The 12,969-nt window shown below is 74.3% G+C and carries 12 protein-coding genes; 4 read left to right on the top strand and 8 right to left on the bottom strand.

Annotated elements, in window-relative coordinates; genetic code table 11:
* Nucleotides 1-35 precede the first annotated feature (35 nt).
* Nucleotides 36-2,288, bottom strand: coding sequence for a LuxR C-terminal-related transcriptional regulator (locus H5965_RS13875; protein ID WP_310970080.1), 2,253 nt, complete (start codon nt 2,286-2,288; stop codon nt 36-38).
* Nucleotides 2,289-2,519: 231 nt separating this feature from the next.
* On the opposite strand from H5965_RS13875, the gene H5965_RS13870 reads away from it, so the two are divergent.
* The 4 genes from H5965_RS13870 (at nt 2,520) to H5965_RS13855 (ending at nt 5,631) form a co-directional block, all read left to right on the top strand.
* Nucleotides 2,520-2,735, top strand: coding sequence for a hypothetical protein (locus H5965_RS13870; RefSeq protein WP_310970079.1), 216 nt, complete (start codon nt 2,520-2,522; stop codon nt 2,733-2,735).
* Complete coding sequence (locus H5965_RS13865) at nt 2,732-3,820, top strand: helix-turn-helix domain-containing protein (protein WP_310970078.1); 1,089 nt, start codon at nt 2,732-2,734, stop codon at nt 3,818-3,820. The genes H5965_RS13870 and H5965_RS13865 overlap by 4 nt, the downstream gene beginning before the upstream one ends.
* 27 nt (nt 3,821-3,847) lie before the next feature.
* Nucleotides 3,848-4,570 (top strand): SDR family NAD(P)-dependent oxidoreductase, encoded by a 723-nt coding sequence (locus H5965_RS13860; protein WP_310970077.1) that lies wholly within the window; start codon nt 3,848-3,850, stop codon nt 4,568-4,570.
* 101 nt (nt 4,571-4,671) lie between these two features.
* Nucleotides 4,672-5,631 (top strand): 3-oxoacyl-[acyl-carrier-protein] synthase III C-terminal domain-containing protein, encoded by a 960-nt coding sequence (locus tag H5965_RS13855; RefSeq protein WP_310970076.1) that lies wholly within the window; start codon nt 4,672-4,674, stop codon nt 5,629-5,631.
* Here the strand turns inward: H5965_RS13855 and H5965_RS13850 are convergent.
* The 7 genes from H5965_RS13850 to H5965_RS13820 are packed head-to-tail and all read right to left on the bottom strand — an operon-like array spanning nt 5,619 to nt 12,957.
* Nucleotides 5,619-6,665, bottom strand: a complete 1,047-nt coding sequence (locus tag H5965_RS13850; RefSeq protein ID WP_310970075.1) for a MupA/Atu3671 family FMN-dependent luciferase-like monooxygenase — start codon at nt 6,663-6,665, stop codon at nt 5,619-5,621. The genes H5965_RS13855 and H5965_RS13850 overlap by 13 nt on opposite strands.
* Before the next feature lie 22 nt (nt 6,666-6,687).
* Nucleotides 6,688-7,962, bottom strand: coding sequence for an MFS transporter (locus H5965_RS13845; protein WP_310970074.1), 1,275 nt, complete (start codon nt 7,960-7,962; stop codon nt 6,688-6,690).
* Entirely contained in the window at nt 7,959-9,518 is a 1,560-nt protein-coding gene (locus H5965_RS13840; protein ID WP_310970073.1) for an amino acid adenylation domain-containing protein, read from the bottom strand. Before H5965_RS13840 ends, H5965_RS13845 begins: the two co-directional genes overlap by 4 nt.
* The gene (locus H5965_RS13835; RefSeq protein ID WP_310970590.1) at nt 9,515-10,579 is read right to left on the bottom strand and encodes an HAD-IIIC family phosphatase; all 1,065 of its coding nucleotides are present in this window, start codon (nt 10,577-10,579) and stop codon (nt 9,515-9,517) included. Before H5965_RS13835 ends, H5965_RS13840 begins: the two co-directional genes overlap by 4 nt.
* A 26-nt stretch (nt 10,580-10,605) precedes the next feature.
* A complete protein-coding gene (locus H5965_RS13830) occupies nt 10,606-11,580 on the bottom strand; it encodes a 3-oxoacyl-[acyl-carrier-protein] synthase III C-terminal domain-containing protein (RefSeq protein ID WP_310970072.1) in 975 nt (324 codons plus the stop codon).
* Entirely contained in the window at nt 11,577-12,686 is a 1,110-nt protein-coding gene (locus H5965_RS13825; RefSeq protein ID WP_310970071.1) for an acyl-CoA dehydrogenase family protein, read from the bottom strand. The genes H5965_RS13830 and H5965_RS13825 overlap by 4 nt, the downstream gene beginning before the upstream one ends.
* Nucleotides 12,679-12,957 carry an acyl carrier protein gene (locus H5965_RS13820; RefSeq protein ID WP_086851882.1) on the bottom strand — a complete coding sequence of 93 codons (279 nt, stop codon included), beginning with the start codon at nt 12,955-12,957 and terminating at the stop codon, nt 12,679-12,681. The genes H5965_RS13825 and H5965_RS13820 overlap by 8 nt, the downstream gene beginning before the upstream one ends.
* Between the last annotated feature and the right edge of the window lie 12 nt (nt 12,958-12,969).

Genomic DNA, 12,969 nt, shown 5'->3' with positions numbered 1-12,969 from the left:
GGTCCGTCCGGCGACCGCGTCGCAGCACGCCGGGCTCACTCCTGGCGCGCCACCCAGGCCGCGATCTGCGCCCGGTTGCCGAACCCCAGTTTGGCCAGGATGTGCTGGATGTGCGTCTCCGCCGTGCGCGGCGAGATCACCAGCGCGGCCGCGATCTCGCGGCTGGTCAGCCCTTCCGCGACGAGCTGCGCCACCTGCCGCTCGCGACCGGACAGCGGCGACGGCTGCTTCGGCGACGGCGCCCGCAGGTCCAGGGCGAAGCGGTCAGCCTCGTCGTCGGCCATGGCGCGGCCTGCGGCGAACGCCTTCTCGAACCGGGCGTTGCCGAGGGCGGCGCGGGTGTTCGCGATGTGCGTGCCGTGCGGGATGGCGACCGCGAACTCGGGCGCCGTGCCGATCCGCTCCCAGTTCGCCGCCGCGATGCCGAACAACGTGGCGGCCCGCGCGTGCTCCCCCGCCCGGTCGGCGATCCAGGCCAGCGTGTCGAGCCGGTAGGCGCGGCCCTGCAGGTCGCCGAGGCGCACGTCGAGCCGGAGCGCTTCGGTGGCCGCCCGGGCCGCCGCCGCGGCGTCGCCGAACTCGACCTCCACGACCGCTTCCCCGAACAACGACATCGCGCGGTAGAACATCTCGTCCTCGCCGGTGAGCTCGCGCATGCGACGCAGCGCGCCGTGCGCGGCTTCGAGGTTGCGGTCCCGGTAGGCCACCGAAACACTGTGGATGAACAGCGGGTGCAGCTCGTCGCGCACCAGCCCGTGCTCGCGGAAGGCCGCGGCGGTCTCGGCCGCCAGCCCCGCCGAGCCCGGCCGGTTGGTCAGCATCGCCACGAAACTGCGCACGTGCAGGACGCGCGCGTGCAGCACGGGGTCGTCGTCGAGGGCTTCGGCCTCGGCCACCAGCCGCTCCGCGCCGCCGACGTCGCCCAGCCACAGCGTGTACAGCGCACACACGCACAACGCCCGGCCGCGGTCGGGGTGCCCGGGCGCGGCCAGCGCGAGCGCGCGGGTGAGCCAGCTCTTCGCTTCGCCGGCCAGCCCGCGCAGCAGCCAGTACTCGGACGGGCGCGCGGCGATCCGCAGGGCGACGCCCACTTCGTCCGAAGTGGACAGTGACCGGTCCAGCGCGGCCCGCAGGTTCGCGTGGTCGCGGGTCAGGCCGGCGAGCAGGCGCTGCTGCCGGCCGCTCACCCACCCGGCTTCGGCGCACGCGGTCAGCCGGTCGAACCACTCCGCGTGCCGCCGCGCCACCCGCTCGCGCTCGCCCGACTGCTCCAGGCGTTCCTGCCCGTACTCCCGCAGGGACTCCAGCAGCCGGTACCGGACCACGTCGTCGTCCTGCCGCCGGACGAGCACCGACTTGTCGAGCAGGCCGTCGACCAGCTCGAGCACCTCGTCCGCCGGGACGTCGCACACGTACGCGGCCGCGTCGAGGTCGAACGACCCGGCGAAGACCGACGTCCGCGCCCAGACCTCCTTCTCGGCCGGCGAGCACAGCTCGTGGCTCCAGTCGATCGCGGACCGCAGCGTCTGCTGCCGCTCCGGCGCGCCGGGCAGGCCGGACTTCAGCAGGCCGAGCCGGTCGGCCAGCCGGTCGGCGATCTGCCGCGGGGACAGCGAGCGGATCCGGGCCGCGGCGAGCTCGATCGCCAGCGGCAGCCCGTCGAGGCGCGCGCACAGCTCGTCCAGGACGCGCTCGGAGTCCGGGGTGGCGGGCAGGGCGGCGGGCCAGATCCGGGCGGCGCGGTCGCGGAAGAGCCGGACGGCGTCGGCCGCCCCCAGCGGCGGCACCGGCAGCACCTGCTCGCCCGGTACCGCCAGCGACTGCCGGCTGGTGGCCAGGACGACGACGTGCGGGCACTCGGCCAGCAGGGTGGCGGTGAACTCCGCGCAGGCGCCGACGACGTGCTCGCAGTTGTCCAGCACCACCAGCACCGTCCGCGGCCGGAGGTGGTCGACGACCAGCCGGTCCGGGGCCAGGCCCGGCCGGCCGTGCAGCCCGAGCCGGTCCGCGACGACGTTCGCCACCAGTGCCCCGTCGCGCACCTCGGCGAGCCCGGCGAACACGACGCCGCCGGGGAAATCGGCGGCGACGTCCGCCGCGACCCGCACCGCGAGCCGGGTCTTGCCGACCCCGCCCGGGCCGGTCAGCGTCACGAGCCGCGCGTCACCGAGCAGCCTGCGGACTTCCGCGCCCTCCCGCCGGCGGCCGACGTAGCTGGTCAGCTCGGCCGGCAGGGCGGGCTCGGGCGTGGACGTCAGTGGGCACCTCGCAGTCGGGAACTCGATCAATTTAACCGAGCCACCCGCACCGGGCGACCGCGTACGTAGCCGCGCGGCGGCAATACCGGATTTTGCCGATGCGGCGTCCGGGCCGAACCGGTGATGATCACCCGCGTCCGGCTCGAGGAGGCGTGAAATGCCCTGGAAGTGCCACAGTGTTGTGGCAGTTGCGCTTAGGGTCGCTGCGGGTGCTTCGCCGTTCCGCGACCGCACCCCGGTCCCTGGCCGCAGGTGGCACCGGTGACCCGCGCGGCCGTCGAGGCACCTGCCTGGACCTGGGCGGTGGCCCGGCTGATGACCGATGCCGAGCTCCGGCCCGCGGTGCCTGGCCGCCCGGTGGCCCGGGCCTGGCGGTTCGTGGCGGTCGTCGCCCCGCTGATCGCCCTCCTGACCGCGGCGGGTGCTTCGCCGTTCCGCGACCGCACCCCGGTCCCCGGCCGCGGGCGGCACCGATGACCCGCGCCGCCGCCGAGGCACCCACCTGGACCTGGCCGGTGGCCCGGCTGATGACCGACGCCGTCCTCGGCGAACTCCGGCGTACCGTGCCCGGGCACCCGGCGGTCCGGGACGGCCGGGCCTGGCGGTTCGTGGCCGTCAACCTGCACCGGACGCTCACCGGGGACGACGCCGGCTGGGACGGTGCCGACGCGGACCTGTTCCGGCAGCTGGGCGCCGCCGAGTTCGCCGCGGGCCACGATGCCCAGCGCGTGGTCCGGGCCTGCAGTGCCGGGAGCCGCCGCGCGCTGGCCGCGCTGGGCGAGCCGCCCAGCGCCGTCGTCTGCGCGTGCGCGGAGGCGCTTTTCGCCGGTGTCGAAGCCCTTTCCCGGTTGACGAGCGCCGGTTACGCCCGCGCCCGCGACGCCGGTGACCCCGGCGGCAAGCTCCTCCTCGACGCGATCCTCACCGGCGCCGCGGACCTCGAGGCGCTGTCCCGGGCCGCCCGGTGGCCCCTGCCCGAGCACGTCGTCCTCGTCGCCCTGGAGCCCGGCGCGGCCGCTCCCGGCGGGCCCGCGCTCGCCGACCTGGATGCCCCGGAACCGCGGCTGCTGCTCCCGGACGGCACCACCCCCGGCCCCTTCGGCGCGCGGGCCGCCGTCGGCCCCCGCGTGCCCCTGCCCGATGCGGCGAAGTCCCTGTACTGGGCCCGCCGCACCCTGCAGCTCGTCCACGACCGCGTCCTGCCCGACCGGCCGGTCACCCACTGGGCCGACCACCTGACCACCCACTGGCTGCTGGCCGACGCCTTCCTCACCACGACCCTCGCCGACCGGGCGCTCGCCCCGCTCGACGCGCTCACCCCCACCCAGCGCACCAAGGCGGCCGACACGCTCCTCGCGGTCGTCAGCACCGGCGGCAGCGCCCCCGAGATCGCCCGCCTGCTCGGCGTGCACCCCCAGACCGTCCGCCACCGCCTGCGCCTGCTCACGGACCTCTTCGGCGGCCGGCTCGCCGATCCGGCCGAACGCCTCACCCTCGAGATCGCCCTGCGCGCGCGGAAACTCGCCGGGACGGCCGCCGGCGAAATAGGCTCGACGGCATGACCGACACCGCACCGGGCGCCTGAGCCGATGGCCCGGATCCTCGTCACCGGCGCCACCCAGGGCCTGGGCCGCCTCACCGCCGAAGAGCTGCTCGCCGACGGCCACCACGTCGTCGCCCACGGGCGTGGCGCCGGGCGGCTGGACGACCTCGCCGCCCGTGGGGCCGACGTCGTCCTCGGCGACCTCGCCGATCCCGGGCTGACCCGGGAGGTCGCCGAGCAGGTGAACCGCCTCGGGCCGGTGGACGCCGTGATCCACAACGCCGGCGTCATGACCGGCGCCACGATCCTTCCGGTCAACGTCGTCGCGCCCTACCTGCTCACCGCCCTCGTCGGCCCGCCCGGGCGCCTGGTCTACCTGAGCAGCGGCATGCACCGCGGCGGCCGGGCCGAGCTGGCGGGCCTCGACTGGTCCGGGGCGCGCCCGACCGGGTCCTATTCGGACAGCAAGCTGCTGGTCACCACGCTCGCCGCCGCCGTCGCGCGCCGGTGGGCGCGGGTGTTCAGCAACGCCGTCGACCCCGGCTGGGTCCCGACCCGGATGGGCGGCGCGGGTGCCCCCGACGACCTGCGCGAAGGAGCCATGACCCAGGTCTGGCTCGCGACTTCCGACGATCCGGAAGCCCGCACCAGCGGCGGCTACTGGCACCACCGGCGGCACGCCGACCGGCATCCGGCGGCCGCCGACCGGGAGTTCCAGGACCGGCTCCTCGACGCGCTCGCCGGGCACACCGGCGTTCCGCTCCCCTGACGCGCCGCCGATTCCCGGACCCCGGTCGGCGAGCATTCCGGAAACGCGCGTGAATGCGTTACGATGACGGCGAGGCGAATCGACACCGAGGGGGCTTGCCGGTGCCCGGCATCATCGATTTCTCCGTCCGGTTTCCGAGCGGCGTGCTGAAGGTCCCGGATCTGCAGTCCGCGTCGGGGGTGCCGCTGCCGGAAATTCTCGAAATCACGCACACCGAAACCATTCCGGTCCTCAGCGAGCACGAACAGGCGTGGGAGCTCGCGGTGGACGCCGGCCGGGAGGTGCTCGACCGCAGCGGCGTCGAGCCGGGCGAGGTCGGGTACGTGCTCTACGCCGGGTCCGGCGAATGGGACGTCCCCTTCTGGTCGCCGGCCGCCAAGGTGGCCGAGGAGCTGGACATCCGGCGGGCGCACTGCTTCGAGGTCGCCAACTTCTGCAACGCCACCATGACCGCGGTCCAGCTCGCGGCCGACAAGATCGCCCTCGGCCGGGCCGAGCACGTCCTCGTGCTGTCCGGTGACCGGCTCGCCGGGCTCGTCGACCACGCCGACCCCGACTCGAAACCGCTGTTCAACTTCGGCGACGCGCCCGCGGCCATCCTGCTCGGCGCGCACGACGTCCGGTTCGAGGTCGTGCACTCCGCGATGCGGACCGATCCCGCCTGGGCCGACTACTACCGCGGGGAAATCCTCGACGACCGGATCTACATGCGCCGCCGAGGGCACCGGAAAGGGCTCGGCGACGCCTATGTCCGCAATTTTGTCGAGCTCGTTTCCGAAACCCTCGGCGAACTCGAGCTGCCGCTCGGGGAAATCGCGTTCCTGCTGATGAACCAGGGCGACCGCGGCATGCACGAACGCCTGCTCGGCACGCTCGGCATTCCGCGGGAGAGGTCGGTGTTCAACTACGACCGGCTCGGGCACATGGGCGGGTCGGACCCGTTCATCGCCCTGCGCGGCCTGCTCGACGAGCACCGCCTCACCGAGGGGGACACGGTGCTCGTCGCCAGCAGCGGCATGGGGTTCAGCTGGGGCGTGACCGCGCTGCGCTACGGCAGCTGACGCCGCAGCTCGTCGAGGTGGTCGAAGCCGGCGAGGACGGTCTTCGTGTCGAGGCCGAAGTCGACCAGGCAGGCCACCTCGTCGACGCCGGTCTCCGCCAGCCGCCGCGCGATGCCGAGCGCCTTGGGCACGGTGCCGAGCAGGCCGCCGTCGTCGAAGTACCGCCGGAACGAGTGCTCGACCAGGAAGTCCAGCTCCTCCGGCGGCAGCTTGGCCGGGTCGACCCGGCGCTTGCCGTCGAGCTGCGAACCCAGGATCAGGCCCAGCGAGCTGCGGATGTACTCGCTCAGGGCGGGGCGGACCTGGTCGCGCACGCGGTCTTCGTCGGTGCCGAGGAAGGTGTGGACCATCAGCACGACGTGCCCGGGCCAGCCGTCGGCGTCCGGCCGCTGCGCCACCGCCTCCCGGTAGGCGGCGATCTTCTCCGCCAGCTGTCCGACGTCCTGGCCGAGCAGGTGGGTGAGCAGGCCGGCCCCCAGCGTGCCGGCCGCGCGGAACGTGTCCACCGAGCCGCCGCTGGTCAGCCAGATCGGCAGGTTCGCCTGCACCGGGCGCGGGTAGGTGCGGAACCGCTGGAGGGTGCCGGCGCCGTCCTTGCCGGACATTTCCTCGCCGCGCCACAGCGCGCGCACCTGCTCGGCGTAGTCGACGACCAGCCGGCGGCGGTCGGGGTAGGCGTCCGGGTTGAGGACGAAGTCCGACGCGTGCCACCCCGAGGCGAACGACAGCCCGACCCGGCCGCCGGAGATGTTGTCGACCACCGCCCACTCTTCGGCGATGCGGGCCGGGTGGTGCAGCGGCGCGACGACGCTGCCGGCGCGGATCGCCACCCGCTCGGTCACCGCGGCCACCGCGGCCCCGGTCACCGCCGGGTTCGGGTAGAGCCCGCCGAAGGGGTGGAAGTGCCGTTCCGGCGTCCACACCGCGGCGAAGTCGTTGCGGTCGGCGAACTTCGCGCCTTCCAGGAGCAGTTCGTAGCGGTCACCGGACTCGGCGGTGCTGTCGTTGGCGAAGTAGAACAGGCTGAAGTCCACCGGGAAATCCCCTCCAGAACGGTCAGTTGTCGGTTGCCGGGGCGGCCGGGCCGAGAGGGACCGCCGCCCGGTCCGCGGCGGTGGCGCCGGCCCAGCGGACGACGGCGGGCGCGGCCAGCCCGGCCAGCAGCATCACCGCACCGAAGGCCAGCCAGCCCGGCGCGCCGCCGCCGATGATGAGCACGGTCACCGCGAACGGCGCCACGGTCGACCCGAGCTGGGTCGACATGCCGAACAGGCCTTGGTACTGGCCCTGGGCGTGGTCCGGGGCCAGGCCGTAGGCCAGCGACCAGGCACCGGCGCTGTGCAGCATCTCCCCCAGCACGTGCGCCAGCGCGCCGGAGACCAGCACCAGCACCGCGGCCCACACCGGCAGCCCGGCCGCGAACGCGTAGAGCCCGCAGGTGATGGCGAGGACGAATCCCGCGCGCCGCAACGACTTCGCGCCACCGTCCGGCTTCTCCGCGCCCTTGCTGACCCGGACCTGCAGCAGCACGACGCACACGGTGTTGAGCACCAGCAGCGCGGAGAACAGCGACGACGGCGCCGCCGTGCGGCGGGCGATCCACAGCGGCAGCGCGACCGTCAGCAGCGGGCCGTTCATGATCAGCACGGCGTTGATCAGCGCGAACGCCGCGTACGGCCGGTCGCGCAGCACCCGCAGGCGCGGCCCGTCCGCCGGCTGGGCCACCGGGTCGACGCTCGGCACCCGCAGGTAGCAGAGCCCGGCGACGGCGAACAGCACCCCGGCGAGCAGGAGCAGCACGACGTACCCCGTGTGCGAGTCGAAGTACAGGCCGATCCCGCCGAGCACCGCGCCCGCGGAGACGCCGATGTTCGCGATGGAGCGGAAGTACGACCACGCCCGCACCCGGTCCTCGGGCGGGACCACGGCCGCCACCAGCGTGCCGCGCGAGGCGTCGGTCGCGGACTCGCCCATCAGCACCAGGCAGGCGGTCACCGTGAGCCAGGCGAAGCTGCCGACGAACGCGTACCCGCACGCGGTGACGCCGAGGGCGCACAGGGCGATGACCGTGGCGTTGCGCGGGCCGAGCAGGTCGGCCGCGTGCCCGGCGGGCACCGCGACGACCATCCCGGCCAGCGCGCCGATGGTCAGGGCCAGCCCGACCTGCGCCGCGGCGAGGCCCAGCGAGCCGGTGAAGTACAGGACGCTGACGGACATGATGATGCCGTGCGCGGTCGTCTTGGCCAGGTTGCTGACGCTGATCACGCGCACGACGCCCGCGGGCGGCACGAGCTCGGCCAGCGCCGCGCGCAGCCGCGTCCCGGCGGTCACCGGCCGCTCGGCTCGAGCTCGAGACCGGTGAACGCGGGCTGCTCGCGCAGTGCCGGCCGGTCGATCTTGCCGTTGGCGTTGAGCGGCAGCGCGGCCAGGTGCACCAGCCGCCGCGGCACCATGTGCAGCGGGACGTGCTTGCGCAGCCACCGCCGCAACTCCCCGGCCGGCTGCTCGTCGCCGGTGTAGAACCCGACGAGCACGGTCTCGCCGCCGGCCGGGCGGGCGAGCACCACGGCCTGGCCGATCCGCTCGTGGCGGCGCAGCGCGGCCTCGATCTCGCCGAGCTCGACGCGGTAGCCGCGCACCTTCACCTGGTTGTCGAGCCGGCCCAGGTGCACCAGCCCGCCTTCCTCGAACCGGACGCGGTCCCCGGTGCGGTAGTAGTGCTCCGGGGTCAGGCCGCCGCCTTCGTAGGGTGTGGCGCCGTCCGGGCCGTGGGCCAGGAAGCGCCCGGCGTCGTCGGCCGGGTCGAGGTAGCCGTCGAACCGCTGCGGCCCCCGGACGCACAGCTCGCCCTCCTCGGCGGGCTGCCCGTCGTCGCCGAGCACCACGTGGTCGAGGAAGTCGTAGACCGGGCCGATCGGCACCGTGTCGTTCGACGTCGGCGGCCAGCTCAGCGGGTCGAGGCCGAGCCGGAACTCGGTGCAGGCCACGGTCAGCTCGGTCGGGCCGTAGACGTTCGTGATCACCGCGTCGGGCGCCACGGCCTGCCAGCTCTCGGCCTGGTCGTAGGTGAGCGGCTCGCCGATGAACACGCTGTGCCGGACCCCGGTCGCCCGCCCCTTGGGCAGGGTGCCGAGCTCGTCGCCGACCGAAACCACCGACGGGACCGAGAACCAGTGCGTGATCGCCCGGTCCACCAGGTAGTCGACCGGGCTGAGCAGCTCCGCCTTGCCCGGCACGACCAGGGTCGCACCGCCCGCCCAGGTGACGAACAGGTCGTACACCGACGGGTCGAAGGTCAGGTCGAAGGTGTGCGACATCCGGCAGCCCGGGCCCACCGCGAAGCGCTCGACGTTGTGCCGGACGTAGGGCACGACGTTGCGGTGGCGGATCGGCACGCCTTTCGGCCGCCCGGTGGAGCCGGAGGTGAACAGCAGGTAGGCGACGGCGTCGTCGTCGGCCGGGTGCGCGGGCAGCGGTGGTTCCCCCGCCCCGGCGAGCACGTCGGCGTCCGAGGGGGCCAGCGCGGCCGGGACCGCGTCCGCGAGGCCGGCCAGCTGCGGGGCGCCCGACTCGTCGGCGATCAGCACGTCCGGACGGGCCAGCTCGCACACCGTCCGGTTGCGCCGCACCGGATAGCCCGGGTTCAGCGGCAGGACGGCGGCGCCCAAGCGTTGCGCGGCGAGGTACCCGGCGAACGTCGTCACGCTGTGCGCGGCCAGCAGCGCCACCCGGGCCGGCGGACCGCCGTGCTCGGCCACCATCCGCCCGGCCAGCCCGAGCGCACACCGGTGCAGCTGCGCGTAGGTCAGCTCCGTGGTGCCGATTTCGACCGCCACGGCGTCGGGCGTGCGGGCGGCGGTGCCGGCGAAGATTTCGTAGAGCGTCACGCCGTCACCGCCACGCCGGTCAGCGAAGGCGCGGTGACCTTCATCGTGGCCGGCGGTTCCGTGCGCCGCGGGACCAGGTGCAGGCGCTGGACACCCTCGTCGGCCGGCGCCAGACCGGCCTGACAGCCGCAGGGGTCGTCGGTGTAGCCGGCGAACCGGTAGGCGATCTCCATCATCCGGTTGCGCGCGGTCGGCCGGAAGTCGGCGACCAGGTGCGCCCCGGCCCGCGCGGCCTGGTCGGCGAGCCAGCCGAGCACGATCGCGCCGACGCCGAACGAGACCACCCGGCACGAGGTCGCGAGCAGCTTGAGGTGCCACGCCCCGGCGTCCTTGGCCACCAGCAGCACCCCGACCGCGCCGTGCGGGCCGAACCGGTCGGTCAGCGTGGTCACCAGGACCTCGTGCCGCTCGTCGGAGAGCAGGCCGCGCAGCACGGCGTCCGGGTAGTGCACGCCGGTGGCGTTCATCTGGCTGGTGCGCAGGGTCAGTTCCTCCACACGGGAGAGCTCCTCCTCCCCCGCCCGCCGGATCCCGAGCTCCAGGTCCAGCGAGCGCAGGAAGTCCTCGTCGGGTCCGTCGAAGCGGTCGCGGGCGGCGTCGCGGCGGAAGGAGGCCTGGTACATCGTGCGGCGCCGCCGCGCGTCGACCGTGACGGTGGCCGGGCTGAACTCCGGCCGGCCGAGCAGCTCCAGCACGTCCGTGGCGTCGTAGCAGCGCACCTCGGGCAGGTGGTGGGCGACCTCCGCGCGTTCGACCGGCTGGTCGTCGACGAAGGCGATGGTGCCGAGCGCGAACTTCAGCTCGTCGGCGATTTCGCGCACCGAGTCGGACTTGCGGCCCCAGCCGATCTTCGGCAGCACGAAGTACTCGGCCAGGCCGAGCGCCTCCAGCCGCTCCCAGGCGTGGTCGTGGTCGTTGCGGCTGGCCACCGACTGCAGGATGCCGCGCGCGTCCAGCTCGCGCACCACCGCGCGGACCTCCTCGGCCACGCCGACCTCGGCGTCCTCCAGCAGGGTGCCCCGCCACAACGTGTTGTCGAGGTCCCAGACCAGGCACTTCACCGTAGTCACCGCTGTTCCCTTCCCGCTCAGACCCGCCACAGCGACACCGCCCACGCGGCCACCGGGCTGTTGTTCAACACCAGCACGTGTTCCCCCGCCGAGACCTCGCCCGAGCGGAGCAGCGCGTCGAGGTTGAGCACGACGTCCATCGCGCCGACGTGCCCGTACCCGGCCAGGTTCCGGGCGCACACCGGGTGGATCGGCAGGCCCAGCAGGGTTTCGTAGAAGTCGTACGCACTCGCGGTCACGTTCTGCATGAGCGTGGCGGCGACCCCGTCCTTGCCCAGGCCGGCGTCGGCGAGCACCTCGTCGACCAGCCGGCTCAGCCGCAGCCTGCTGTGCATGGCGAGCTCGAACCGGTAGCGGTCGGGCGAGGAGCACTCTTCGCGCCACTCGTACCAGGGCGCCTGCTTGTAGTCGACGCGGAACAGGTCGTGGAAGCTGCCGTCGGTCTCCTGCCGGTGCGCCACCAGCTCCGGGCGCCCGCCGCGGACCACCGTCATCGCGTAGGCACCGTCCCCGATCACGGTGACCGGGTAGCGGACGCGGTCGGCGCCGGCCGGGCGGCTCGCGTGCGTGATCAGGACGCTCTGCTTCGCCGGATCCGCGAGCAGCAGGTCCCGGGCCAGCGCCCACGCCACGCTCGAGCCCGCGCAGCCGAGCCCGTCGACGGTGAAGGAGAACGTCTTCTGCAGCCCGCAGCCGGCCTGGACCCGGCCGACGTCCGAGCCCAGCAGGACGTCCGGCGCCCGCGGGCCGACCATGACGAGCACGTCGGGTTCGCCGGTGGTCTCCTTGAGCAGCTCCTGGCACGCCCGGGTCGCGTACTCCGCCGTGTCGGCCTCCGGGAAGACCCCGACCCGCGATACCCCGCTGGCCGTCGCGAACTCGGCCTCTTCGGTCGGCAACGAGTCCAGTTCGGACAGTGCCGTCACCTCGGTGAAGTCCTCGGGGAGGACACAGTGGACGGTGCCGATCCCGATCATGTCCGCTCCCGTCATGCCCACGTCCGCAGGGCTTCTTCGGCCAGCACGAGCTCGCTGATCTCGTTGCTGCCCTCGATGATTTCCATCAGTTTCGCGTCCCGGTACGCGCGCGCGACCGGGTGCCCGTCGCGGGCGCCCGCCGAGCCCAGCAGCTGCACGGCGGTGGCCGCGCCCGCCGCCGCTCCGGTCGCGGCGACGTGCTTGGCCAGCACGGCGGCGCCGCCGAGGTCGGGGTCGCCCTCGTCCCAGCACCGGCTGGCCCGGGCGCAGGCCAGCGTCGCGGACCGTTCGGCGACGTACAGGCCGGCCAGGTGCCGGCGGACGAGCTGGTGCTCGCTCAGGGCCACCCCGCCCTGCCGCCGCGCCGAGACGTGCCGGGCGGCCTCGGCCAGGCAGGTGCGCAGCATGCCCGCGCAGCCCCACGCGACGGAGATCCGGCCGTAGGTGAGCACGGTCGTCACCAGCATGCCGAGCGGGAGGGCGGTGCCGCCGAGCAGCGCGTCGGCGGGCAGCCGGACCCGGTCGAACCGGACGTCGGCGTGCCCGGCGGCGCGGCACCCGAGCGGGTCCGGCACCCGCGTCACGCGGACCCCCGGCGCGTCGGCGGGCACGACCACGCACCCGGCCTGGCCGGCCAGCTTCCCGATCACGACCAGCAGGTCGGCGTAGGCCCCGACGGTGACCCACACCTTCGCGCCGTCGACGACGACCTCGTCGCCCTCGACGGTCAGCGTCGTCTCCATCGCGGCGAGGTCGCTGCCGGCACCGGGCTCGCTGAACGCCACGCCGGCGAGCGCGCCCCCGGTGAGCGCGGTCAGGTGGGCGGCGCGCTGGCGGGCGGTGCCCAGCCGCTGCACCGCCCAGGCCGCCATGCCCTGCGACGTCAGCACGCTGCGCAGCGAACCGCAGAGCGTCCCCACGTGCGCGGTCAGTTCCCCGTTGTCCACACTGGACAGTCCGAGGCCGCCGTGGTCCGGGGGCACCTGCGCGCACAGGACGCCCTTGACGCCGAGCTCGCGCAACACCGCCCGGGGCAGTTCCCCGGCGAGGTCCCAGCCCGCGGCGGCGTCCGCGGCGAGCCCGGTGGCGAGGGCGGCCGCCTCGGCGTAAGGCTCAGCCATCGGCGGTCTCCCGCAGCCGCAGCACCAGCGCGGTCATCGCGGTCACCGTGCGGAAGTGGTCCAGCTTGAGGTCGGGGCCGCCGATCGTCAGGCCGAACGCGCTCTCCAGGTGCACCACCAGTTCCATGGCGAACATCGACGAGACGAGCCCGGAGGCGAACAGGTCGAGATCGGGGTCGACGGCCTGTTTCGTGCGCTGCTCCAGGAAGGCCAGCAGATCCGCCCGGACCGCGTCCGCGGTGACCGGCTCCCGGTTGGTTGTTGTGCTCACAGCTCTCCTCGG

It is taken from the genome of Amycolatopsis sp. 505, from assembly GCF_031625235.1.
Taxonomy (GTDB): domain Bacteria; phylum Actinomycetota; class Actinomycetes; order Mycobacteriales; family Pseudonocardiaceae; genus Amycolatopsis.
Note: the sequence above shows the minus strand (reverse complement) of the source record. Positions and strands in the feature narration are given on the sequence as shown.

Coding starts and splice junctions, on each gene's coding strand:
- H5965_RS13865 (WP_310970078.1), top strand. CDS start 2,732: ATGACCCGCGCCGCCGCCGAGGCACCCACCTGGACCTGGCCGGTGGCC.
- H5965_RS13860 (WP_310970077.1), top strand. CDS start 3,848: ATGGCCCGGATCCTCGTCACCGGCGCCACCCAGGGCCTGGGCCGCCTC.
- H5965_RS13830 (WP_310970072.1), bottom strand. CDS start 11,580: ATGACGGGAGCGGACATGATCGGGATCGGCACCGTCCACTGTGTCCTC.
- H5965_RS13825 (WP_310970071.1), bottom strand. CDS start 12,686: ATGGCTGAGCCTTACGCCGAGGCGGCCGCCCTCGCCACCGGGCTCGCC.